General features: G+C 64.3%; 27 protein-coding genes. 14 read left to right on the plus strand and 13 right to left on the minus strand.

Annotation, left to right across the window (positions count from 1 at the left end; translation table 11 throughout):
• Window positions 1-29: 29 nt before the first annotated feature.
• Complete coding sequence (locus TZ00_RS14155; RefSeq protein ID WP_044442616.1) at window positions 30-446, plus strand: hypothetical protein; 417 nt, start codon at window positions 30-32, stop codon at window positions 444-446.
• Window positions 447-693: 247 nt separating this feature from the next.
• Here TZ00_RS14155 and TZ00_RS14160 read toward each other — a convergent pair whose 3' ends face one another.
• Together TZ00_RS14160 and TZ00_RS19025 are read right to left on the minus strand one after the other, a co-directional pair.
• Window positions 694-1185, minus strand: a complete 492-nt coding sequence (locus TZ00_RS14160; protein ID WP_044442618.1) for a CarD family transcriptional regulator — start codon at window positions 1183-1185, stop codon at window positions 694-696.
• 85 nt (window positions 1186-1270) lie between these two features.
• A complete protein-coding gene (locus TZ00_RS19025) occupies window positions 1271-1873 on the minus strand; it encodes a TetR/AcrR family transcriptional regulator (protein ID WP_052521596.1) in 603 nt (200 codons plus the stop codon).
• Between the two features lie 90 nt (window positions 1874-1963).
• Between TZ00_RS19025 and TZ00_RS14170 the strand changes: the two genes are divergently transcribed.
• Window positions 1964-2461 carry a MarR family winged helix-turn-helix transcriptional regulator gene (locus TZ00_RS14170; protein WP_044442620.1) on the plus strand — a complete coding sequence of 166 codons (498 nt, stop codon included), beginning with the start codon at window positions 1964-1966 and terminating at the stop codon, window positions 2459-2461.
• Window positions 2462-2478: 17 nt separating this feature from the next.
• Window positions 2479-2796 carry a DUF7882 family protein gene (locus TZ00_RS14175; protein ID WP_044442622.1) on the plus strand — a complete coding sequence of 106 codons (318 nt, stop codon included), beginning with the start codon at window positions 2479-2481 and terminating at the stop codon, window positions 2794-2796.
• Window positions 2797-2959: 163 nt separating this feature from the next.
• Here TZ00_RS14175 and TZ00_RS14180 read toward each other — a convergent pair whose 3' ends face one another.
• Window positions 2960-4144 (minus strand): M20/M25/M40 family metallo-hydrolase, encoded by a 1185-nt coding sequence (locus TZ00_RS14180; RefSeq protein ID WP_084606127.1) that lies wholly within the window; start codon window positions 4142-4144, stop codon window positions 2960-2962.
• 172 nt (window positions 4145-4316) lie between these two features.
• Between TZ00_RS14180 and TZ00_RS14185 the strand changes: the two genes are divergently transcribed.
• On the plus strand, window positions 4317-5021 hold the full coding sequence (locus TZ00_RS14185) for a hypothetical protein (protein WP_044442623.1): 705 nt from the start codon (window positions 4317-4319) through the stop codon (window positions 5019-5021).
• A gap of 124 nt (window positions 5022-5145) precedes the next feature.
• On the opposite strand, the gene TZ00_RS14190 is transcribed toward TZ00_RS14185, so the two are convergent.
• Both TZ00_RS14190 and TZ00_RS14195 read right to left on the minus strand, forming a co-directional pair.
• Window positions 5146-6594: a phytoene desaturase family protein gene (locus TZ00_RS14190; protein WP_044442626.1), complete on the minus strand. Its 1449-nt coding sequence runs from the start codon at window positions 6592-6594 to the stop codon at window positions 5146-5148.
• Window positions 6595-6653: 59 nt separating this feature from the next.
• Window positions 6654-7589 (minus strand): linear amide C-N hydrolase, encoded by a 936-nt coding sequence (locus TZ00_RS14195; RefSeq protein ID WP_044442627.1) that lies wholly within the window; start codon window positions 7587-7589, stop codon window positions 6654-6656.
• 71 nt (window positions 7590-7660) lie between these two features.
• On the opposite strand from TZ00_RS14195, the gene TZ00_RS14200 reads away from it, so the two are divergent.
• Window positions 7661-8104, plus strand: a complete 444-nt coding sequence (locus TZ00_RS14200; protein ID WP_044442628.1) for an SRPBCC family protein — start codon at window positions 7661-7663, stop codon at window positions 8102-8104.
• Window positions 8105-8202: 98 nt separating this feature from the next.
• Here TZ00_RS14200 and TZ00_RS19990 read toward each other — a convergent pair whose 3' ends face one another.
• Entirely contained in the window at window positions 8203-8928 is a 726-nt protein-coding gene (locus TZ00_RS19990; protein WP_044442630.1) for a hypothetical protein, read from the minus strand.
• Window positions 8929-9197: 269 nt separating this feature from the next.
• On the opposite strand from TZ00_RS19990, the gene TZ00_RS14210 reads away from it, so the two are divergent.
• The 3 genes from TZ00_RS14210 (at window position 9198) to TZ00_RS14220 (ending at window position 11491) form a co-directional block, all read left to right on the plus strand.
• Window positions 9198-10064, plus strand: coding sequence for an AraC family transcriptional regulator (locus tag TZ00_RS14210; protein ID WP_044442631.1), 867 nt, complete (start codon window positions 9198-9200; stop codon window positions 10062-10064).
• A gap of 61 nt (window positions 10065-10125) precedes the next feature.
• Window positions 10126-10677: a dihydrofolate reductase family protein gene (locus tag TZ00_RS14215; RefSeq protein WP_202965862.1), complete on the plus strand. Its 552-nt coding sequence runs from the start codon at window positions 10126-10128 to the stop codon at window positions 10675-10677.
• A 304-nt stretch (window positions 10678-10981) separates the two neighbouring features.
• Complete coding sequence (locus tag TZ00_RS14220) at window positions 10982-11491, plus strand: hypothetical protein (RefSeq protein ID WP_152631216.1); 510 nt, start codon at window positions 10982-10984, stop codon at window positions 11489-11491.
• An 11-nt stretch (window positions 11492-11502) separates the two neighbouring features.
• Here TZ00_RS14220 and TZ00_RS14225 read toward each other — a convergent pair whose 3' ends face one another.
• Complete coding sequence (locus TZ00_RS14225; protein ID WP_044442633.1) at window positions 11503-11859, minus strand: nuclear transport factor 2 family protein; 357 nt, start codon at window positions 11857-11859, stop codon at window positions 11503-11505.
• Between the two features lie 45 nt (window positions 11860-11904).
• On the minus strand, window positions 11905-12423 hold the full coding sequence (locus TZ00_RS19030) for a GNAT family N-acetyltransferase (RefSeq protein WP_161793780.1): 519 nt from the start codon (window positions 12421-12423) through the stop codon (window positions 11905-11907).
• A 46-nt stretch (window positions 12424-12469) separates the two neighbouring features.
• On the opposite strand from TZ00_RS19030, the gene TZ00_RS19420 reads away from it, so the two are divergent.
• The gene (locus TZ00_RS19420; RefSeq protein WP_084606129.1) at window positions 12470-13162 is read left to right on the plus strand and encodes a M24 family metallopeptidase; all 693 of its coding nucleotides are present in this window, start codon (window positions 12470-12472) and stop codon (window positions 13160-13162) included.
• A gap of 111 nt (window positions 13163-13273) precedes the next feature.
• On the opposite strand, the gene TZ00_RS14240 is transcribed toward TZ00_RS19420, so the two are convergent.
• Entirely contained in the window at window positions 13274-13834 is a 561-nt protein-coding gene (locus TZ00_RS14240) for a P-loop NTPase family protein (protein WP_078713178.1), read from the minus strand.
• 168 nt (window positions 13835-14002) lie between these two features.
• Between TZ00_RS14240 and TZ00_RS19035 the strand changes: the two genes are divergently transcribed.
• Entirely contained in the window at window positions 14003-14785 is a 783-nt protein-coding gene (locus tag TZ00_RS19035; RefSeq protein ID WP_052521600.1) for a response regulator transcription factor, read from the plus strand.
• Here TZ00_RS19035 and TZ00_RS14250 read toward each other — a convergent pair.
• Window positions 14776-15921, minus strand: coding sequence for a serine hydrolase domain-containing protein (locus TZ00_RS14250; protein ID WP_052521601.1), 1146 nt, complete (start codon window positions 15919-15921; stop codon window positions 14776-14778). The two genes, TZ00_RS19035 and TZ00_RS14250, sit on opposite strands and share 10 nt — an antisense overlap.
• 282 nt (window positions 15922-16203) lie before the next feature.
• Between TZ00_RS14250 and TZ00_RS14255 the strand changes: the two genes are divergently transcribed.
• A complete protein-coding gene (locus tag TZ00_RS14255) occupies window positions 16204-17622 on the plus strand; it encodes an APC family permease (RefSeq protein ID WP_044442636.1) in 1419 nt (472 codons plus the stop codon).
• A gap of 85 nt (window positions 17623-17707) precedes the next feature.
• Here TZ00_RS14255 and TZ00_RS14260 read toward each other — a convergent pair whose 3' ends face one another.
• A complete protein-coding gene (locus TZ00_RS14260; RefSeq protein ID WP_174436076.1) occupies window positions 17708-18718 on the minus strand; it encodes an LLM class flavin-dependent oxidoreductase in 1011 nt (336 codons plus the stop codon).
• Window positions 18719-18870: 152 nt separating this feature from the next.
• Between TZ00_RS14260 and TZ00_RS14265 the strand changes: the two genes are divergently transcribed.
• Both TZ00_RS14265 and TZ00_RS14270 read left to right on the plus strand, forming a co-directional pair.
• Entirely contained in the window at window positions 18871-19560 is a 690-nt protein-coding gene (locus TZ00_RS14265; RefSeq protein ID WP_044442637.1) for an endonuclease/exonuclease/phosphatase family protein, read from the plus strand.
• 17 nt (window positions 19561-19577) lie between these two features.
• A complete protein-coding gene (locus TZ00_RS14270; RefSeq protein WP_052521602.1) occupies window positions 19578-20429 on the plus strand; it encodes an SGNH/GDSL hydrolase family protein in 852 nt (283 codons plus the stop codon).
• A gap of 97 nt (window positions 20430-20526) precedes the next feature.
• Here the strand turns inward: TZ00_RS14270 and TZ00_RS14275 are convergent, their stop codons facing one another.
• On the minus strand, window positions 20527-20970 hold the full coding sequence (locus TZ00_RS14275; RefSeq protein ID WP_044442639.1) for an SseB family protein: 444 nt from the start codon (window positions 20968-20970) through the stop codon (window positions 20527-20529).
• Between the two features lie 49 nt (window positions 20971-21019).
• Entirely contained in the window at window positions 21020-22195 is a 1176-nt protein-coding gene (locus TZ00_RS14280; protein WP_052521603.1) for an SGNH/GDSL hydrolase family protein, read from the minus strand.
• A gap of 218 nt (window positions 22196-22413) precedes the next feature.
• Between TZ00_RS14280 and TZ00_RS14285 the strand changes: the two genes are divergently transcribed.
• Window positions 22414-23166 (plus strand): SipW-dependent-type signal peptide-containing protein, encoded by a 753-nt coding sequence (locus tag TZ00_RS14285; RefSeq protein WP_044442640.1) that lies wholly within the window; start codon window positions 22414-22416, stop codon window positions 23164-23166.
• The last annotated feature ends 19 nt before the right edge of the window (window positions 23167-23185 follow it).

The raw sequence follows: 23185 nt of genomic DNA on the forward strand, positions 1-23185 counted from the left end.
CCACGCACCCCCTAAAAGGAGTACATACAATGCGAATCTCGCGCACCAAGACCACATCGCTGATTGGCGCGCTCGCCATCACCGGACTTCTGCTGACCGGTTGCGCCGGCGGGCAGAGCAAGGCCGACGCCTGCAAGGTCCTCGAGTCAGGTCTGACCGACCTGCAGAGCGAACTGACCAGCAGCCTCTCCGACGCCGCCACCGACCCTGAGGGCGCTTCCAAGGCTCTGCAGACGGTCTCTGACAAGTTCTCCGAGAATGTCTCGAAGGTGTCGAATGACGACGTCAAGAAGGTCGCTGACGACGCCGACAAGGCTCTGAGCACCCTGGTCAGCGAGTTCAAGACCTACGCCGCCGACCCGGCCTCTGCCGACACAACGGCTCTGACCGGCGCTTCGAGCGACGTTCAGAACACCTTCACCGAGCTCTCGAAGGTCTGCAGCTAGTAGCAACGACGAAGCGGGCCCGGGGTACAGCACCCTGGGCCCGCTTCTTTTTAACGACATCGGATGCCCGTCGCCGGGCTCGTAAAACGACACGATACGTAACGTGATGGGTCGTCACGTTGCAATCTTTCTCAAACTTCTTTAGCTTGAGGTAATAGGTAGGGGCCGACGGGGATGTGGGGATCTGGTCCCGGGGGGACCGGTCGGCCTCTACCACGAACTCTCGTGATGAGAGTGCGCGCAGAAGTTAGACGACGACCGCGTTCAAGACCTCGTCGAGCAGCAGTGAGGCGTCTTCGTCGCTGACGCGGCGCGCCAATGCGAGCTCAGAGATGAGCACCTGTCGGGCCTTGAGCAGCAGTCGCTTCTCGCCGGCCGACACGCCCTGCGCCTGCTCGCGACGCCACAGGTCGCGCACGACCTCGGCGACACGGTGCACGCTGCCCGAGGCCATCTTCTCCTGGTTCGCCTTGTAGCGACGCGACCAGTTGCCCGGCTCTTCGACGAAGTCGTTCTGCAGAACGGCGAAGACCTCGTCGACGCCCGCGGCGTCGATGACGTCGCGCACGCCCACGAGTTCGACGTTGTCGATCGGAAGCTTGATGATGAGATCGCTCGTGTGTACCCGCAGCGTCATGTAGCGCTTGTCTTCGCCCTTGACCTTCTTGGTCTCGAGCTCAGTGATGGTGACCGCTCCGTGGTGCGGGTATACGAGGGTCTCTCCAATATCGAATTTCACGACTGGGCTTCTCTTTTCTTTGTGACGTGGTGTGCGGAGGTGAGATCTGAGGTGAGCGCTGACCCTGCGGGCCAGGCTGTGGGGGTCAGCTGAGCCACGGGGGCAGCAGAGCGATGAGTTCGTCGACGAGTTCGTTCTCGCTGATGTCGTGATGGTCGGCGACCCAGGCGCTGAGCAGGCTGATGGTGCCGCCGGCGACATAGGTCGCGGCGAGACGAGCCCGGATGGCGCCGGCTCCCGAGGTGGGCGCGCCGAGCGTCGCCAGTACCTGATCGGCATAAGCGGCGATCACCTCGTCGAACGCACGTCGAGACAGTGGGAGGCCGAGTGCGTGGGAGTAGAGAGACTGCCGCTGGGCGAAGTGCTGCACGAGACGCGTGTAGCTCTCGCGGAGGCTGGACGCCGGGTCTGTGTCGCCCCGGTTCGGCGCGGCGACACTGGCGAACTCCTGGCGGAGCAGGGCGACTGCCAGGTCGTCGAGACTCGAGAAGTGCGCGTAGAACGAGCTGCGACTGATCTTCGCCTCGCGCACGATGTCGCTGACAGAGATGTCATCGGCGTCTGCGGCGTGAAGACGTGAGACCGCGGCCAGGATTCCCTGACGCGTGCGAGCCGCTCTCGGATCAGCCGGGGCGTCTGCGGAGGATCGAAAACTGTCGGGCAGAACAGCACTCCGCACAGTTGACATCACGGCAGTCTATCACGATTTCTCGGACACCTGTCCGAGAACAGTGAGAGATGCTTAGTTGGACTAGTGACCGCGCCATAGAATCGAGCTATGGAATCGGCGGAGGTGCGCGCTTCGGGCTACTGGTATGGCGACGATGCCGAGCTGAAGACGGGCGTCGACGCTCTCAATGCTCTTCGTCGCTACCGCGTGGCGGAGATGGCAATGCGTCGTCGAACGCGCGCCGCCCTGCGCCTCAACGAGACCGACATCACGGCGCTGCGCTTCGTTGTGAATGCCGAGCGCGATGCGCGCGTCGTTAGCCCGAAAGACTTGGCCGGGCATCTCGGCATCTCGTCGGCATCCACGACCGTGCTTGTCGACCGGCTCGTTGCCAGCGGGCACCTGAGTCGAGCAAAGCATCCGAGCGACGGGCGGGCTGTGGTGTTGGCTACGACGCCCACGACTCATGCCGACATGAGCGAGGTGTTCGGCGACATGCATCAGCGCATGATGGCGGTAGCGCGCGGCCTCGACGCGCGCGACGCCACGGTTATTACCGCATTTCTGGAGCGAATGAGCGAAGCTGTGTCGCAGTCGGATAAATAGCTAGATAAACTAACTAGGTGGGAAAACTCATCTATGGCCCGACCGGCCTTGAAATCGATATAGACGACCGTCTGCTCGCTCACCTGCGTGTGGTCGTGAACGCGAAGTTCCGACGGGGAGAGTCTTTTCTCTTCAACTGGGAGCACAACTCCGACGAAGGCAACGGGCGCAGCTCCATTTGGATGCATCCGACGATTCCCCTGCATATCCGCTTCTACGGCAACCGCCAGCCGCCGGTGAACCGCGCGTGGATCGAGGCTCTGATGGTCACGGCGAACAGCGCGAACGGCATGGTGCTGATCGCGGAGCCGGGAGGAACGGGCCCGCAGACCTAACCCGCGCTAGGCCGAGGGGTCGTCCGTTTCCGTCGGGCGCCGCGCTGCAATTCAGGAGAAACGTGCCGAACGCGACGTTTTCGTACGCGGCGCCCCCGATTCTCCTGACAACGAGCCGCGCCCACCCGACGCCCTCTCGGTACTGGCTCTCTAGCGGCGGCGCCTACGCGCAGAAATCGTCGATCGTGCGCTCGAGCACGCGGGCGACCGTGTCGACCGAGGCGAGATCTACCCATTCGCTGGCCGCGTGCGCTCCGCCGCCGGTGACTCCGAAGAGCACAGCGGGGATGCCTGCGGCGGCCAGCAGGGCGCAGTCGGTCCAGAACGGTTCGCCCCGCAGAACGGGCGCCTTGCCCGTGACGGCCTCGACGTTCGCGAGCACACTCTGCACGACGGCCGACGAGCGGTCCGCCTCGAAGGGTGGCTCGGTGAGGCCCGGCACGATGCGGTATGAGAATCCCGGATGCTCGGCCGACACCGCGACCAGAAGTGCGTCGATCTCGCCGACGACCGTGTCGACATCCTGCCCGGGAAGCGTGCGCCACTCGACGCCGACCGTGCACTCGGCCGGATAGCTCGACATCTCGACGCCGCCGCGTACGAGAGACGCGTGCACGTTGGCCGAGCCGAGAAACGGATGCTCGGGCCGGCTCGCGAGATCGTGCGCCAGGTCGCCGAGACGCGCGAGAAAGCGGCCCGCCTGCACGATCGCGTCGCGACCGAGGTCGGGACGCGAGCCGTGAGCGGCGCGACCCTCGATGACGACGTCGAGCCAGACGAGTCCGCGGTGTGCGAGGGTGACCTCGCCGTCGCTCGGCTCGACGACGATGGCGCCATCGGCGGAGAAGCGTTGCAGCACCTCGATGGTGCCGGCGCTCTCGAATTCTTCGTCGGCGACGAGCGCGAGCACGATGTCGCCGCGGTGGGGCCGTTCTGCGGAGGCCGCGGCGGTCACCAGCATGGCGGCGATGCCCGACTTCATGTCGTAGCTGCCCCGCCCGAACATCGCGCCGTCGCGAATCACCGGAGCGAGGCCGTCGCCGTCGTAGCTGTCGAGCGAGACGGTATCGATGTGTCCGTTGAGCATCAACGACCGGCCTCCACCCGTGCCGCGCCAGGTTGCGACGATCGACGGGCGGCCGGGCGTGGCCTCGAGTCGTTCGATGTCGCATCCATAAGGCGTCAGCCAGTCGGTGATGAAGTCGGCGAGGGCCGCCTCGCCACGTCCCGTGCTGCCGAGGTCGGGGTTCGATGAATCGATCTCGACGAGTCGCCGCAGAAGGGAGACGAGTTCGGACTCGCCGGTGGCGGCAGTGCTCTGCCTTGGGCTGTCGACGATCTCGCTCATGACTCCATTGTCTCGTGAGGATCGCCGTGCCGGGGAGCCGGGTTGCATTGACGGCGTAAATGCCTGTCCTGGAAGCGACTCACACCGCATCGATTGCTAATAACGCGACGAAAAGTCGCGAAACGGGCTCGTGTGTCGATTAATCCTCAGCTATCGGATGTATTCTCATCGTATGTCCGCCGTCTCGACCACTGATGAGCGCGCCCTCGTGCGCAACCTTCTCGCCGATCATGCAGTCGCCGGCGCGGAGGATTTCGGTCGTTTTGTGAACGACAGTCGCTACTTCGACACCTCCTCCTTCGACTCCAAAGCGGCCACGCCCGTGCTGATCGAGGTGCTTCCCCGTCTCACCGATCCTGGTGTGATCGAGACCGTTGCCCTGCACCTCAAGAACCCGGCGGCACGGCCCGCAGCCTTCGGTGCGCTCCATACCTCGTTCCTCACCTGGGGTGTGGCGCGGCGCGGACGCGTCGGGTGGCAGCTCGGCGAGGCGCTCGTGAATGCGGCACCGCTTCGCGAGACGCCCCTGATTCTCGAGATTGCTACCGACAGGGCATACGGCATGAATCGCCAGCAGGTCGTGCTCGGTCTGCCACGCTTTCGGCGCGCCCCCGAGACGGAGCGCGCGTTGCGCGAACTCATCCACGACACCGACGTCGCGCAGCAGGCAATGTACGCCCTGCGTCGCGTGATCGGTCCGCAGCTCACGGTCGAGGAGCTCGAGGGGGTTCGCCGCGCACATCCCGATACAACGCTGGCGAGGCTCGCCCGTCACGAGATCCGCAAGATCAGTCGCACTCTGCGGCGGCAAGATGCGGCCGCCTCCGCTTCGCCGCTCGACGACGACACTCTCTCACTCGACTCCGTCTCGGCATAACACGCCGAGGTAGCCCGAGTTGGAGCGCTCCCACGCGCATCCATCTGGCGCGAATCGACCCAAGATCTCACGCGAGGGTCGATTTGCGCCAAGTTGCGGGCCAAGCCGCAGGGGAGTGAAGGGGCTACGGGGCCAGAGACGGCGTCGATCTGATTCCGAAGCTGTGCTTCAGCGCGCTCTTCGCCGCGTACCAACCCGCGAGGCCATGCACGCCCGGGCCCGGCGGGGTCGACGACGAGCAGAGATAGATGCCGGATGCCGGTGTGCGCCAGGGCTCGAGTGAGAGCACGGGCCTGCGCACCAGCTGGGTGAGCGTGGCCGCACCCGCAGCGATGTCACCCCCGATGTAGTTCGGGTTGTAGTTCTCCATGTCGCGCGCGGTCATGCTCGCCGAAGCGAGGATCAGGTCGCGGAACCCCGGGGCAAAGCGCTCGATCTGAGTGATGATGGCCTCGGTCTGATCGATCGACGAGTCCTTCGGAACGTGCGTGTACGCCCAGAGCACGTGCTTGCCCTCGGGCGCGCGCGACGGGTCGAAGCTCGACGGCTGCGCGACGAGCACATAGGGGTTCGAGGTGTGCCGGCCAGACGCCACTTCGGCCTCGGATGCCGCGATCTCGGCGCGGGTTCCGCCCACGTGCACGGTGCCCGCTTTGTGCAGCTCGACATTCGTCCACGGCACGGGCCCCGACAGGGCGAAGTCGACCTTGGCAACCCCGTTGCCGTAGCTGAACTTTCGCAGCGCGTTCGTGTAGACCGTGGGCAGGCGTCGCCCCGCGATGTCCGCCAGAGCGCGCGGGGTCGTGTCGAAGAGCACGGCCGTCGACGACGGCAGCTGATCGAGCGACCGGATGCCGGCATCCGTCTCGATCTGCCCGCCGTGCGCCACGAGATCGGCGGCCATAGCATCCACGATCGCCTGGCTGCCGCCGACCGGCACGGGCCAGCCGCGGCCGTGCGCGTAGCTGCCGAGGCTGAGCGCGACCGCCGCCGTCGCGAGGCTGGGCATGGGTCGGATGGCGTGGGCCGCGATGCCGGCCAGCATCGCGGGCGCCGCATCGCCTTGGAAGCGCGCGTTCCAGGTTGGCAGACCTTGTTCGAGCAAGCGCAGGCCGAACAGCGCGGCCGTGACGGGCTGGCGCGGAGCCATGAGCAGATTCGAGCCCGCGAGGCGCGCCACCTGGTCGGCGCGCTCGACAAGCGGGGCCATCAGAGAGTGGAACGCGGCGCCGTCGCGGCCGAGCGCCCCGACCGTGCGGGCGAGGTCGTGATAGGCGATTCCGGCGCGACCGCCATCGAGCGGATGCCCGTACGACACCTCGGGAAGGGCCAACTCGATGCGGTTCTGCAGCCGGAAGCGCTGAAAGAACCCGGAGGCCAGGGCCATGGGGTGAACGGCCGAGCAGACGTCGTGCAGAAAGCCCGGGAGCGTCAGTTCTTTCGTGCGGGCGCCTCCGCCGATTGTCGAGTTCTTCTCGTAGACGCGCACCGATAGCCCGGCACGGGCCAGGGTCACAGCCGCGGCAAGACCGTTGGGCCCTGCGCCGACGACGACCGCATCCACTTCGCTCATACGATCCAGCCTACGGGCGAGGCAGTCGCGAGAGCCCGGAATGGCGTGCGGGCGGCTGCTCAGTAGGCGAGCTCGGCGCTCGCTAGCTGCCCTGTCACGTCGCCGATCAGGGCTTCGCCGAGCGGATTCAGGGCGAGCAGCTCGGTTCCGTCGGCGAGCGCGGCCAGGTCGACCCAGATCGCCGAGGGGCTGTGCGTCGACCAGAAGTAGTACATGCGATTGGTCACGTCGCTGGCCGCGTGCCACCAGGTGGGGTACACGCCTCCGTCGTCGTAGGGAGCTCCCGGAGGAACCGCCGCGTTCTGTGTGATGCGGAACACTCCCGCGACCGTCTCGTTGATGTTCGCGGGCTCGGGCAGATAGTGCCTGAAGTAGCTCGCGCGCACGAAGCGATCGAGAGAGGTGATGTCGCCGGGCGGGGGGAGCTCGCCGCCGAACGGGGCGTAACGGGCCCGGTTGGCGAGCTGCTGGTCGTAGTCGGGGGAGTTCGCCATGACGGTGAATTCCTTGCCGTGGTGCACCACCAGCTTGCCGTCGATGGGCTCGATGATCGCCGAATCGCCCGACGAGTCTTCGAGGGCGAGGTGCGCGCCGATGTACTGGCCTCTGATGGGAGGCGCGATGAGCTGAACGTCGTCGAGATGCTCGAGAACCTCGGCGACAGTCGCGAAGTGATCGAGCACGTACTGCACCCACAACGCGATGGTGATCGTGGGAGCGCCATCAATCGTCGGCGGCTCGATGTCGTAGAGAAACAGAGCGTGGGCCGCGAGTCCCTTCTCATTCATGCCGTCCGAGGTGCCGACGTTCCACATGCTGAGCCCGACGCTCGAGTACGCCGATCGCCATGTGGCGGCATCCGGCTGCGACCCGCCCGAGCGCTCGAGGCCGCGCGGGTAGAACCACAACTCGGGCTCGTCGCTGACCTCCCAGTCCATGCAGCGCGAGGTGACTTTCGCGATCGGGTTGTCATTCCAGAAGACACGGGTGCACATAGGCCAGAGACTACTGGGCGCGGCCCGCAACCCCTAGACCCCCGTTCGTGGATGCTCGATGCTGGTGTGTCATGTCGACAAACGTCAGAGTCATGGCCTGTTCCCCCGAAGACGTCTTCGCCGTGCTCGCCGACGGATGGCTTTTTCCCTCGTGGGTCGTCGGGTCGTCTCGCATGCGCGATGTTGAGAAGGCGTGGCCTGCAGAAGGCTCGCATCTGCATCACTCGTTCGGGTCGTGGCCGGCCGTCATCGACGACGAGACCACGATGCACGAGTGGGATCCGCCCCGGCACATGCTGATCGTCGCCAAGGGCTGGCCCATCGGTGAGGCGTCGGTTCAGATCGACGTGAAGCCGAGGGGCAATGGATGCGTCGTGCGCATCATCGAGAAGGCCGTCGCGGGCCCGGGAAAATACGTGCCTCCGGCACTGCTCGACATCGGACTCTACGTGCGCAACGTCGAGACGCTGCGCCGCCTGGCGTACATTGCCGAAGGGAAGGCCGACGGCAAGTAGCCGCCTTCTCAGTAGTTACCTTTGTGGACTGTAGATACCGGCGCACCGGCAACTACAGTCCGTTGTGGGCACTGTCGCCGGTTCGATGCGCCGCGTGGCTAGCCGGCCTGGACGCCCGCCGAGAACGTAATCGTCGAGAGGGTGACTCCGTCGCAGCCGTCGTTCTGCGGGATGTTCACAACCGCGCTGACACTGGTGAGGCCGACGCTCTCGTCTGGGAATTTCGCGTTCATTGCATCGAGGATGGGCTGGAACTTTATGTAGACGAACGCGGGCACATTGGTGCTGACCAGCACGGACGGGTCGATACCGCCCTGCGAGAGGGGAACCGTGTAACTCACCTGGTCGGCAACCGACTCACCGCCTCGGAACAACGACACGTCTGCCGTGACCGTCACCTGGGCGGGCTGCGTGGTGGACGCATCGATGAGGGCTTGAACGGCTGCCGCGTCGTTCTGCGGGAACTCGTGGTAGAAGCCGAGGAAGCCGTCGTCGGTGCGGAAGTCCCAGAAGCCGAGTGTCTCGCTCACGCTCGGCAGGGCCGTGGTCGGTGTACACGAAGGCGTCGGTGCCGGCGTCGGAGTCCATACCACCGGCGGGGGTGTCGAAGTCGAGCACGGGACGCCAGACGCGGCCTGCGCGCTCGGGGCCGCCGACCCGAGAAGTGTCAGGCCCAGAAGCAGCGGGATGACGAGGAAGGCCGACCAGCCCGCGCGCTTCTTCGCCGCGAATACGGCGACGATGCCCGCGGCGAAAAGAACGGTGGCAATAATGAGGAACGGCAGCAGTGTGTCGGTTCCTGTGGTGGCCAGGCAGTCGGTCATAAGTGTGAATCCCCCGTGATGGATGCGCCGCTCGGCGCGATCGGTCGGCCCGCCACATCACAGAGGCGAGAGATCGTAGTGATCCGATCATAGGGGGTAGTGCCGACGGATGAAAAGCAGATTGTTCCCCTCGTTGGCTCGGTGAGCCGCGCGGTCTTACTTGGGGGCTGATCGCGATCGCCCGCGGTGTGCAAGGGCGATCCGATCGGACCGCGATAGTAGGGTGCCGATCGAGACGACCCGGAAGTGTGGGTGTCGAAGGAGGCGCCATGATCGCGGAACTGAACAAGCTGGTCGAGCTGGTCGAGCAACGTCTGACCGACGACCTCGATGTGGCATCGCTGGCGACAGAACTCGGCACGACGGAGTACCACCTGCGGCGGATGTTCTCGTCGCTGGCTGGCATGCCGCTCTCGGAGTACATCCGGCGCCGCCGAATGACCCTCGCTGCGGCAGAGGTCACCGGTGACGGCGACCTGCTGGGCATTGCGGTGCGCTACGGCTACGGCTCAACCGAAGCCTTCGCTCGAGCGTTCCGCTCTGTGCACGGAGTCGGCCCAGGTGACGTCAGGCGAGAAGGCGGCCCCCTTCACACACAATCGCAGATCAGGTTCCGCCTGACCGTTGAAGGGAGCATCACCATGGACACCCGCATCATAGACAAGCAGGCCTTCCGCCTCATTGGTCACGCTGCTCGCGTGCCCCTCATCCACGAGGGGATAAACCCGCACATTCAGACGCACATCGCATCTTTGCCCATCGCAGAGCACGCGCGCCTCAAGGAACTCAGCGACACCGAGCCGATCGGGTTGCTGCAGGTGAGTGCAGACGTAAACCCTGACTACACCGAAGGAAGCGACCTGGCCTATCTGCACGGCGTCGCCGTGACGGACTCGATCGAGGTTCCGGAGGACCTCGACATCATCGAGGTTGCCGCGGGAACCTGGGCGGTGTTTCGCACACAGGGCGACTACCCCGCATCTCTGCAGGCGACCTGGGCAGCGACCGCGACCGATTGGTTCCCGTCGAATCCGTGGCTGTTGCGTGCCGGGCCGTCGATAGTCGCGGTGCTCGATCGCGCCGACGATTTCAGCACGGCGACCTGTGAACTCTGGCTGCCCGTAGAACGCGCGTGACCGCGCGCCCCGTCGGCCGTAGCATCGAACGCACGAGATAAAGGGGGCTCGGATGCGCCGCGTGACCTATTCGATGAGCGTGTCGCTCGACGGCTACGTACATGGGCCGGATGGCGATTTCGACTGGCCGGGTCTGAGCGACGAGGTGTTCGACATTGCCCTCGCCGAGATTCGCGCGGTCGGGGTGCATCTCATGGGTAGGCGCCTTTACGAGGCGATGCTCTATTGGGAGACGGTCGATGAAGAGGCGCTCGCGGTTCCGGTGCGAGAGTGGCTCGGCATGTGGAATGCACTGCCCAAGGTGGTCTTCTCCACGACGCTCTCGACGGTTCAGGGCAATGCCCGCCTGGCCGAGGCGAATCTTGCCGATGAGATCGAGCGGCTGCGTGCAGAGTCGGCCGAGGGTGACATCGCCATCGGCGGTGCCACCCTCGCCGCCGAGGCCGCTACTCTCGGGCTGATCGACGAGTACTACATCAGGACCTACCCCGTGCTGGTCGGGGGAGGGCTGCCGTTCTTTGCGCGTGATGAGCGACGCGTCGACCTCGAGCTGCTCGGGGCCCGAGCGTTCGACTCGGGCGTCGTGTACCTGCGCTACCGAGTGCGCAGGTGAGTAAGCGATTCGTGTACCGCGTATGGTACGACCAGCCAAAGACAACCCAGTGGCCGGCCCGAGTGTGCTGTGGGTGGATGACGTCGAACGCGCCGCGAGCCTTCTTTCGGAGACGCACAAGCGCGTGACGGCTTCAGCGAATGCGCACGTCATCATCGCTGAGGCGAACCCCAGTACCTATTATCGGCGCATACGCCGTTGGAGCTCTGCGGTACGTTGCCCCGCTCCAGATGCTTCTGGACTGTGTGGGGCTTGGCGGCCGGCAGGAAGAGATCGCGACGAGCATTGCAAAGGAGTGGTCGAGGTGAGCGAGCAGCGCCACAACTGGAGCGCCGGAGCCGAGAAGTACGTGAAACGAGCCATCGGGGAGTCGGGCGAGCGGCTACTGGTTGCGGGAGCGCCCCTGGTCGCTCGCCACGAGGCGATCGAGTCCGGCCACTTCCGTGGCGAAGGCAGCACCGGCGGTGGCGGCAGCGTGCAGTTGTCGAACGGCGGCTCTGTCGAAGGAGTTCCCCAGGAGGAACTTCCCGCTCGATGGGGCAACCTCATGGAGCACCTGTCCGAGGTTGAAGACGCGCGCCTTCGCGCTCTCGTCTACAACGACGCGGTGACTCGCAGGCAGTTCTATGTCGATGGCAACAAACGAACCGCGCGACGTATGATGACGGGCGAGCTCATGGCCCACGGACACGACCCGGTGAACGTTCCTCACGCTCGGAGGCTCGAGTACAACGTTGCGCTGGATCACTTGTTCGGCACAGACGACGCCACACCCCTGATGCGATTCACGGCGTCGTGCGCGCTGCCATCGTAGGCAGTCGCGCCTCAGCCCGCAGGTAACGGCGTGCCCTGGTGAAAGAAGCACCTCACGCGGTCGCCATCCTGTCGCCAGAGTGATGACCGACGACTGCGTCGTGCGGCGAACTCGAGACGATACGACAGCAGCACCGTGTCGTCATTAATGAGCCGCGCCTCTCGTTCGGTCAGCGCGGCATCCGGATGCTCGTCGCCGTCGCCGACCAGAGCGTCGATGATCTCGTCGCGGCTCCAGCGCCGCCCCGACTGCCCGATCTCGTAAAAACCGGATGCGAGCAGTTCGGCGAGTCGATCGGCATCGCTTCGCACGCCCATCGTCAACAGGGCTTCCTCGGCTTGCCACGCGGCTTCGATGAGGTCGTCCATGACCCAAGACTACGGATGGTGGGAGCGTGCCGAGGCCTCGGGTGATTATCGGCTCAGCGCGAGCCGATAGGACCTCATCGGGAGACCGGTCACGGCATGCGGGATTTCTTCGCCGAACGGTGCAAAGCCCTTGCGCGTGTACAGCGCAAGGGCGCGGGCATTCGTTGTGCGTACTTCGAGAGTGACCCTCTCAAAACCTCTGAGCCTCGCCTGCTCCACCGCGTCGTCGAGCAAGGCCGTGCCGACGCCGCTACCGACCCCGTCGGGATCGACGGCGAGATAATGCAGCAGGGCCTCCGCCGGATCCGACCGGCCCGCATCGACCAAGGCGAATCCGCTTCGTGGCGCCGTGGCGACAGCGAACCGAACGATCGGGTTGTCGAACGCGGATCGAACCCTCTGTGCCATCTCCTGAGCATCAACTGTGCCATCCCTAAACTCGATCGCGCGCACCCAAATGTCGGCGCACAGTTCGATGTCATCGGGCGTCACTCCGTCGCGTATGGAGATCGAATTCGGGTTGCCGGTCAATGTCACCCTTCTATTTGAGCGCAGCCACGACATGGCTCGCAATCGGTTCGAGCAGAAGACTGGAATGTAGCTTGGTGGCATGAATGACCACATCGAGGTGCAGCAGATTGCTAAGAAAGCGATGGAAGCCGCACGCGCTGCGCTGCATCCTGGTCAGACGTTGGCGGAAGTGCGCAAGGACTGCGAGGCAAGTCTCCTTGAGTTGGGAGCGGATTCCTTCTGGTACTGGGGAATTGGCGCATTCGTGTTCGCGGGTTCAGGAACTATCAGATCTGATTCCGGTCGCCACTACGAGACGCCCGACTATGTTCTCGGTGAGCAAGAACTACTTACGCTCGACCTCAGCCCCCAAAGACGAGGGATCTGGGGAGACTTCGCTCGGACACTTGTCATTCAGGATGGGGTTCCCCTTCAGGATCCCCTGGACTCCTCGAACGCGGAGTGGCGTTCGGGAATCTTGATGGAACGGCATCTCCATGCCCAACTCTGTGAGCTCGTTGTGCCATCAATGACTTTCGAAGAACTAGCCCGGACCATGAACGAACGCATTCTCGATCTCGGTTACGAGAATCTCGACTTCCTCGGGAACCTCGGTCATTCCATAGGAGCGCGGAGCTCAGACCGTGTGTACATTGAGCCGGGTAATCAGGCACGTCTAGACAGCGTCGAGTACTTCACTTTTGAGCCTCACATTCGCCGACCCAACGGATGCTTCGGATACAAGCACGAAGACATCTACTACTTCAATGGAGGTCGGCCCGTGGCCATCTGAACCCAGTTTCCTGCCGCAATGTGGAGGACACGGCCGCGATTCACAATCACGTATGTCTCGGATGGTTCGCCCTCGTTGTAGTCGACGCCCAACTGGTTCGGCGCCCCCCAGTCAATATGCGTTCAGTAGGTCGCTCAGCCAGCGTTCGATCTCACGCTGTGAGCGCAGGCGCACCACCGTGAGATGAGCGAACTCTGACTCCACCTCCGGGATCAGTTTGCGGTACTTGTTTCGGGTCGACCAGGCCCACCGCACGATGTGTTCGCGATCGGTGAAGAACCTATAGAGCGGCCCCTCGACGTTTCCGTTCCAGAGTTCCTCTCGGTTCAGTCGTCTCTTGAGTGTTCGCCGGATGACGCGCGGAAGGGTCGCCGTCAGAAATGGCAGATCCAGCCATAGGAGGAGGTCGGCCTTCTCGGCGAGCATGCGTCGCGCTGTCGAGTACTGCCACTCGGTAATCCACGCGTCTTGGCTCACCAATGAACCCACATCGTGCAGGAATGTATCGCGGGGAACCCAGTTGGGCCCGTGGAAAAGCGAGTCGATTTCCGTGTGCGGTACGTCAAGGATCTGCGATAGACGCGCGGCGAGAGTCGTCTTGCCGACTCCCGACACCCCAGCAATCAGGATGCGCTGAGGCTTCTTTGAAAGCGGATCCTCGGAACTCAACACGCGTCCAACGATATCGGCGGCGTAGTGGGGCTGACGGTGGCGCCTTGGCTGCGATCGCCGGCGATGCGCTCTCGCAACGACGGGTGTTACAGCGCGGAAACAAACGGGCGCACCCGCCGCAACACACGAACGCTACCGTGAGCCATTGAAGGAATCTTGGAGCAGGTCATGATCAACAGCGTCATACGTTCCGTGCCGAACACCATGACCGCTGCGCCCAGCATGGGTCTCGCAGCAGGGTTCGGTCAGCTGGCCCGTCTCATGCGCCCGGTTACCCACCATGACGCTTTTGCGGTCGTTGGATGGGACCCCCGCTCAGGGACGCATCACATCGTCACATCGAGTGGATACCCGGACTCCGTGGAAGGCCGCGCGGCCGTTCAGTCCTATGCCTTCGACGAGTCCAACTCGGCCGTGCTCTCGAACACCGTTCCGACCCGCATCGACGACCTGAACTTCGACTATCGAGAATCAGCGTTCTACCGTTCGGCCCTGAAACCGATCGGATTCACGGATGGAATGACGGCAACTCTCCACGGTCGGGGCGGGCAGTACGCGGGGCTCTTGCATTTCTCCGCCCGACGGCGCGCGACGTTCACCCAGGACGCAGTCGAGATGACGGCGGATGTCACGGAGGTGTTCGCGGAGGCCTGGTTGGGGTGGTGTGAACGAGCGCCGGCCCATCCCGAGCAGAAGAGTGTCCGGGGCGGGACGGCGCTCCTCTCGCCGAGGGAGCTCGACATCCTTCAGGGGATGAGCCTCGGCCATACGAATCAGAGAATTGCGAACGATCGCGGAATTTCGGTGCGAACCGTCACGACTCACGTGCAAGCGATTCTCCGCAAGACCGGTCAAGAATCACGCGCGGGTGCTGTGACCTTCGGTGTTCAGAACGACCTGATCGATCTGAGCAAGAAGGCCGTGCGGCCGGCGGGCCCGCGTCAGTTCTGACGGGCCAGCGCCCGCATAAATTCCAGGTTTTCTGGGGTGCCCTCGTCACCGATGAAGCCGGTGCGCCGATTTGCTGAGAGCTTCACGATGACGGTGGCGGTTATCGGGTCCACGTAGATGAATTGGTTGTACACCCCGATCGCCGTGAATTCTCCTCTGTCGCCAATGGGAAGCCACCACTGGTACCCGTAGCCGAGCGGGTAGTAGGTGATTCCCACAAGTGGCTTGCCGGGCTGCAGATGCGGGCCATCCGCGGTGAGAGATTCCCGAACCCACTCGGAGGGAACGATCTGCCGACCGTTGAACACGCCGTCGTTCCGGTACAGCTCTCCCAACCGAGCGAAGTCTCTCGCCGTCATATTGAGGCCGTAGTAGGTCGCTTCCACGCCGTCCGCGTCTGAGAGCCAGTAGCTCGGGGAGGTGACGCCGAGGGGTTCGCACAATTTCGTCTGCATGTAGCTCGCGACCGACTGGCCGGTTGCGCTTCGAATGAGAAGGCCGAGCGCCTGCGTATCGCCCGAGTTGTAGCGACTCAGCTCGCCGGGGTTCCGCTCGCGCACCATAGCCGCGACGACGTCTTCGAAGCTTCCATAACCCGTTTGTGCCGCTGAGAGCTGGAACACATCCGACGTCGGATCGTCGTACTCTTCGGTCCAGCGAGCGCCAGAAGACATCTGAAGTACGTTGCGGATGGAGACACCGTCGTATGCGGACCCCGGGTTGACGCGAATGTAATCACTGATCGGGTCGTCGACGCCGCCAATGTGCCCCTCAGAGATAGCAATGCCCACCATGGCCGAGACAAAGCTCTTTCCCGCCGACATCGAAATCCATCGGAGTCCCGGGTGGGCCCCTAGCGCGTACCGCTCGTAGACAACCTTCCCCTCCTTGAGCATCAGCAAGGCCGTGGTCTCCGTGAACTGAAAGAACTCCTCGAAACTACGCTGCTTACCGTCGAAGTCGTAGGTGTCGGGCGCCTCGACGGCCGGCCCTGCAGGCCACGGAATCGGTGTGCTGGAAGGCGGCATCTCGACGGACGGAACGATCTCGTTCATCCGTCCGAAGTTCTGAAACTGGGGCGCATCGGTGAACAATTGCAGGGCTTCGATCTCTGCTGTCATGTCATCGGGATTCATTGATCTCATCCTTCAATTTGTGGCGTCGAATTGGGTCGACGGAGAGACACTGACCAGCAGTGGCCGCCGAGTGACATCACAGTAGGTTGGTGCACCTCGCTCGGCCAATCCGCACTAATGCGTAGGTGCCGCGCTGGTGTCTCACCACTCCTGCAACCTTGTCGTGAGGGAGGAGCCGACTACGCAATTGTGCCGATGGGATGCGGACGTTCGCTTCTCTATTCTCAACACAAGTCGCCCAGGGGCGGATACCCGATGTCAGTACGAGGAAAGGATGCGCACATGAGCGAACAGCAATCACCGGAGAGCGTACAGGCTCTCGATCCGGCTGATCAGAAGCTCGCCGAACTCGGCTATAGCCAAGAGCTCAAGCGAACAATGAGCCTTCTCGATGTGGTGGTCTTCGGTCTCATCTTTATGGTCCCGATGGCGCCGGTTGCAGTTTTCGGGGTGATATTCAGCTACTCGGGTGGCATGGTCGCCCTGGTCTACCTGGTCGCTGGACTCGCAATGGTGTTCAGTGCCCTGAGCTATCAGACGATGGCCAAAGAATTCCCCGTGGCCGGATCCGTCTACTCGTATGTGCGTATGTCGACGTCGAAGTTCTTGGGTTTCATCGCCGGCTGGGCGATCCTCCTCGACTACCTCTTGCTGCCCGCCTTGCTCACGATCCTCGGAGCCTCAGCGCTCACGTCGATCGCTCCGGAGGTACCCGGCTGGGTGTGGGTCGTCGCTTTCGTCGTCGCTGCGTCGATCTTCAACTTGCGCGGACTCTCGATGACCAAGAAACTGACCCTGGTCTTCTTGGGTATCCAGCTGGTGGCACTGGTCGTGTTCGTCGTAGCGGCTCTCCTGGCGATCTCTCAAGGGCGCGCCACCTTCTCCCTCAGCCCTTTCTACAACCCCGAGTACTTCTCGTCGGCGATCGTGTTCGGCGCCATCCCACTCGCCGCACTGAGCTACGTCGGGTTCGATGCGATCGCGACCCTCAACGAAGAAGCGAAGGGCGGCGGGCGCACCGTTTCGCGGGCCACCATCATCGTGCTGGTGCTCGTCATCGTTATGTTCGTTGCACAGGTCTACCTGGCAGCTCTCTTCGTTCCCACCGAGGGTCTCCAGCCGGGAGTCGACACCAACAACGCCTTCTACGACATCGTCGGTGTCATCGTCTCACCGTGGTTCAAGGCATTGTTCGTCTTGCTCGGAGCGTTTGTGTCGATCTTCGCGAATCTCCTCGTCTCCCACGCCACGACATCCAAGCTCGTGTTCGCCATGGCGAGAGATCGCCAGCTTCCTCACGGTCTTGCGAAGATCAGCCCCCGAACGGGCGCACCGTCGCGGTCCATGCTGCTCATCTCGGCGATCACTCTGGTGATCAGCATTCTTGCTCTGGGTAACATCGAACTGCTGACGACGATGGTGACATTCGGCGCGTTGACCGCCTACATCCTCCTGCACGTAGCAGTTCTGATTCATTTCGGATTTCGCGGACGAAGCCGATCCATCTTTGTGCACTGGGTATCGCCGGTAGTCGGGATTCTTGTTCTCGGCTATGCGCTGTGGAGCACCAACGACATCGCCAAGATCGTCGGCGTGTCATGGCTCGTCGTCGGCACCATCGTGGGCTGGGTCGTCCTCAGTCGGGCGCGCCGGGAGTCGACGGAGAGTCGAGTGAGCAGCGACGCGCCCTCTGCGGTGTGATGCGGCGGGGCCCATTCGTCCCGAGTGAGCAGGTCTTGTCGGTGATGATGTCAATCACCGACAAGATCTGCGCACTCGATGGCCGCTACTTCAGTTCAGGCAGGATGTCTTTCACAATCGTCTCGAGCAGGTGCGCGTTGTAGTCGACGCCCAGCTGGTTCGGAATCGTGACAAGCACCGTGTCGGCGTCGCGCACCGCAGCGTCGTCGAGCAGCTCCTTCACGATCGCGTCGGGCTCGCCCACGTAGCTCTTGCCGAAGCGGGCGATGCCATTGTCGAGGTAGCCCACCTGGTCTTCGCGGTCGCGGGTCATGTCGCCGAAGTAGGCGCGGTCCTGGTCTGTGGTGATCGGCAGGATGCTGCGGCTCACAGATACGCGCGGCTCGCGTTCCCAGCCGGCGTCCTTCCAGGCGGCGCGGTAGAGGGCGATCTGCTCGGCCTGGAGGTCGCCGAACGGCACGCCGGTGTCCTCCGACAGAAGGGTCGAGCTCATCAGGTTCATGCCCTGCTCGGCCGTCGAGACGGCGGTCGCGCGAGTGCCCGAACCCCACCAGATGCGGTCGGCGAGACCGGGCGATTGGGGCAGGATGCCGAGGGGCTGGCTCACACCCGTCATCTGCGGGTTGCTCATGGCGACTCCCGCGCCCGTGATGGCCGCGCGGAACATCTCGGTGTGCGCCCGGGCGAGGTCGGCATCCGTTGTGCCGTCTTGCGGAACGAAGCCGAACGACTCGGAGCCGCGGAGCGCCGTCTCGGGTGATCCCCGGCTGACGCCGAGCTGCAGTCTGCCGCCCGAGATGAGGTCGGCGGTCGCCGCCTCTTCTGCCATATAGAGAGGGTTTTCGTAGCGCATGTCGATCACGCCGGTGCCGAGCTCGATCTTCGATGTGCGGGCAGCCATCGCTGAGAGCAGCGGAAACGGCGAGGCGAACTGGCGCGCGAAGTGGTGCACGCGCATGTAGGCGCCATCGACGCCGATCTCCTCTGCAGCGACGGCCAGCTCGATCATCTGCAGGTGCGCGTCGGCTGCCGTTCGGGTCAGCGACCCGGGTATGGGCTGCCAGTGGCCGAACGAGAGAAAACCAATTTTCTTCATGTGTATGTGAACGCATGAAAGCGTCAGATATTCCATTCGAACGCGCGGATTAAGTCGACGTAAACAATCAATGGCACAGCCGCAACCGATCCAAATCCCAGCCTGCGCCGAATAGTCTGATGGCTAGCAGAACTGCGAGAGGACTTTCCAGAATGCGCGTTTTGAGTTACAACCTGCGGAACAACAGTGCCAGTGGCGAACTCGCAGCCCTGGCCGACGACTTCGATGTCGACATCTTCTGTGTTCAAGAGGCCGACACGGCGTCGCTTCCGCCGACCATGGGGCACCTGACCATGTCGCACGCCACCACAGAGAACCGCCTTGGCCTCGCGCTCTACTACCGGGCCGAGCGCTTCTCTGTTGAAGACAGCACCACCTTCACGCTCAAGAAGTCCATGCACGACCGGGTTATGTCTCCCGGAACCCAGCGTCTGCTCGGCGCCCGACTCCTCGATCGGCAGACGGAGCGCTCATTCGTTGCCGCATCGTTCCATGCCGCGCCGCTCACGGCATCCAATTCTCTGCGTCGAACCCAGATCGCCGCGGCTCACGAAGAGCTGCAGCGCATCGGCGGTGACATTCCCATTCTGATGGTGGGCGATTTCAACTACCCGCTGTTCCAGAACAAGCTGCGCGCCGGAATCAAGGACACGGGCTATGAGCTCTCGCTGAGCGACAGCGTCACCTACCTGCGCTACAAGTGGGTGCGCGGTCACTTCGACTTCGCGACCTCGACCGGGTTCCGCATCGACGAGGTCAAGACGCTTCCGCAGGGCGACTCCGACCACCTGCCGATTCTGGTAAAGGCCGAATACGACATGGCCGAGGTCGTCGGCGACTAGTCGAAGATCGCTGTGCCGTGGCTGCCTCATCCGGCGAGCAAGGCGCGTTACGCAAGCAACCCGGTCGGGCGGGAACGCGAGCATCTGCCCGTCGGGCCTCTCGCCGCGCAGCGAGGGGGCCGTTCTGGCGCACCGTCGTCATCGCGGCCGTGATCGCCCTCTGGCCTTCCGTCGGCATGGCCCTTCAGGCCGGATTCGCCGGGCCGGGTGAGCGGCCCCTTGTTGTGGGTGCGGTGCCGAGCATTCCGACGCCATCTCCGACGGTGGCCGCGGCGGCCACTCCACAGCCCGTCATTCCGCTCTCGGTGCTCAGCGACTCGCACGCCTACTTCGCTGCATCCTGGTGGCGGCAGACCGTCGAGGCGAACGCCATCGAGGGCGTCTCGATGGGGGCGTTCGCGTCGCAACCCGGCGCGGTGGCCGACACCATCGCATCCGGTCTCGACGATGCGGCGGCTGGGGCGCAGGGCGGCTACGTGCTCGTGCAGGCCGGAACCAACGACCTGCTCGACGGCAGCTCGCCCGCCCGGGCCGCGTCAGACATCCAGGCTCTGTGGGCAGGTGTGCGCGAACGCGGATCGACCCCGATCGCCGTTCTCGTGCCGCCATCGAACCAGGTCGGTTCCAAGGTGATCGAGCTCAACCGGCTGCTGGCCGGCGCCGCCCGGCAGGCCGGCATCGCGATTCTGGATGTCTACACACCGGTCGCCGACGCCGGTGGCCGCTGGCAGCCGGGCACCTCAGACGACGGCAAGCACGCGAATCTCGAGGGCGCGACGCGGCAGGCGAACGAGGTGCTCGCTCAGCTGCCAGGCATCCTGGCCGGACGCCTGGGTCAGCTAGCAGAGATCGCGCCGCCCGCCCCCTGAGCGTGTTGAAGGGCTATCCGCTCCGGTTCGGCGCATCCGCTACTGGACGACCGGGCGCAGATAGACCGACCGGGCGCGGATGCGAGGCAGCGGCGGGTCAGCCCTGCTGCGACGCCGCGAAGTCGCGTCGGATAGCGGCCAGCGCGCCGGGCGACAACTCGAATCCGATCGGATGCCCCGGGTTCACCACGATGCCCACTTCGTCGGCGACGCTGGCCACGAAACGTCCTCCGGTGAGGGTGACCGTGTGCGGAGCGACCTCGAGGTAGTCGGCCGGAACGCGCGCCAGGTCGGTGAAGAGCGGCAGCATCGGAGCGCCGCCCACGGTGCTCAGCACGAGAGGGCTGAAACCATCGGCGGCATCGCCGGATGTCTCGGTGCGGCTGAGCGCGAACACCTGCGTCGTGAGGAACGCCGAGATGAAGACCGTCTGCCGCACCTCACCCCGAATGCCGTCGAGCAGCGACTGCTCGAGCTCGTTGTGCACGGGATCCGCGGCGAGTCGGGCATCGAAGTCGGCTGAGCCACTGGAGTCTGTCACCGGTCAAGCCTAACGAGAGGTCGCGTGTCTCCGATGGTGCAGTTGAGGGCTAGGCGGCCTTGCGTCGCGCCACAGCCATGAGCACGCCACCCGAGAGAAGCAGCACGGCGAGGGCGAGCCCTCCGGCGAGAAGCCCGCCATCCAGGCCCGTGTTCGCCAGCACTGGCTTCGGCGTCACGGCAGTGGGGCCGGATGCGACGGGCGGGGTCGGCAGCGTAGGCGCGACAACCGCAGGGAACGCGGCGTCGAGAGCAGCGCTCACGGAGTCGGTGAGGAACGTGGCGCCCAGGGTGTTCGGGTGCAGCGTTCCCGGGTCGAGGCTCTCGCCCGCCAGGCGAACGCCGTTCACGTAGGCGGACCCGTCGGTGACGCACGCGTTGTGGCCGAAGCTGGAGGCGAACGACGGAACGTAGGTGAAACCGGCAGTTGCCGCGGCGTTCTGGATGGCGGCATCCAGCTTGACCTCGACCGAGTGCAGGTACGGGGCGTCGATCGTCGTGAACGGGAAGGTGTTGGCCGCGCTGCCGATTGCGGTGAAGCATCCCTCGGCGGGGACTGTCGCAGGGAAGATGCTGGGGTATCCGACGACGAAGACCTTGGCGTTCGGTGCGGCTGCGGCGACAGCTGCGTAGGTCTCGGCCAGCGACGTCGAGACGGGGCCGGCGATCTTTGCGGCGAGGAGGTCGCCCTGGGCCGTGTAGGCAGTGGCGCAGTTGGGCAGCGTGTTCTCGAACAGCAGCGGACCGTCGGCGCTTGCGGCGAGGCACGACTGCACGATGTCGGTGAAGCCCAGATCGTTTCCGCCGATGGTCAGCGTCACGACGTCGGTGTCGGCGCTGAGCGCGGCGATCTGCGGAGCGATGTTGCCGTACTGGCTATTCACCGTGACATCACTGGTTTCGGCGCCGGAGCACGACACGTCGGTGAGGTTCAGGCCATAGGCCGCCGCGACTTGGTGGGGAAAGTTCACCGAACTCTGGCCGCACTCAGGGGTCGGCAGCCCGGTGAGCGGCGTGAGCCCCAGCCCGGCCGAATACGAGTCACCGAGTGCGACGTAGTCGAGGCCTGCAGTCACGGCGGGAACGCCCGGAGCTGGAGCCGCGGTGGCGGTCGACGATGCAAGCAGCGAGCCCGTGATGAGCGCGCCGGCGACAACGGCGGTGCCGATGAAACGTGCGGCGGTGTAGCGGGCGTGAGCGCGCGTGGAAGCAGTTCGTGACGTCATAGTTGAATCCCCCCTGCGGTCATACTACGGGTTGTCTTGGCAGCCCCTACGCAATAAATGTGCGGGCACTACCGGCCCCCACTACTGGCACTACTCGACTCTCTGCGCGCGACTACGTGAAGGGCCGTTCTGAGCCCCATCGTGAATTCCGCTCATGTCATCGTTCAACCCTCAGAGGCCACAACAGGGGCGGCTTCATCAAGTTGGGGAGTTCAGTAATGTCACAGACATCAGAGTTCGACGCACCGGAGACTCCAGTCGGACCGTCGCTCAAAAAGCGTTCCACGAAGCAGAAGGCCTTCGCGGTTCTCGCTGCAGGCCTCGTGCTCGGAGTCGGCGCCACGGTCACGCTGGCCGTGTGGAACGACTCCGAATGGGTCGTCGGTGGAACAGCCGGCGCCGGCGGAGACCCGGGCACCCCGGGCGTCGGAACCAGCACATTCGAGGTGCAGCAGAACACCTCGTCGCCGTTCGTAGCCGACGAGTGGACTGACGAAGAGACCAACCCCGGCGGATCGCTGGTCTTCACCGCGGGCGCGCTCACGCTCACCCCGGGCGACTCCATCTACGCGCCTGTGTCGCTCAGCACGACTGACGGATCGGTCGCCGCACCGAGTGTGCGTCTGAGCGGCGCCGTCGACGCGACGAACATTCCCACCGAAGACGCCGATGGCCTGCTCGCAGACGCCCTGCAGCTTCGCGTGGTCGTTGCTACCGGTGCACGCGACGCCGCTCCCGCCACCTGCAGCGACGCATCGTTCGGCCTCGGCGCGACGTTCGTGGTCGGCAGTGCGACCACCACGGCGGCACTCGACACGGCCGGCGCCACGGTCGACGCTCTGGCAGCAGACTCGGGCAACCAGCTCAACTACTGCTTCGAGATCTCGCTGCCCGGTGACGCTCCCGACACTCTGCAGGGTCGAACAGTCGCTCCCGCCTGGCAGTTCGTGTCGTCCTCCGAGCTGATCTAGCAACCGGCACGATCCTCGA

It is taken from the genome of Agreia bicolorata, assembly GCF_000938265.1.
Taxonomy (GTDB): Bacteria; Actinomycetota; Actinomycetes; order Actinomycetales; family Microbacteriaceae; genus Agreia; species Agreia bicolorata.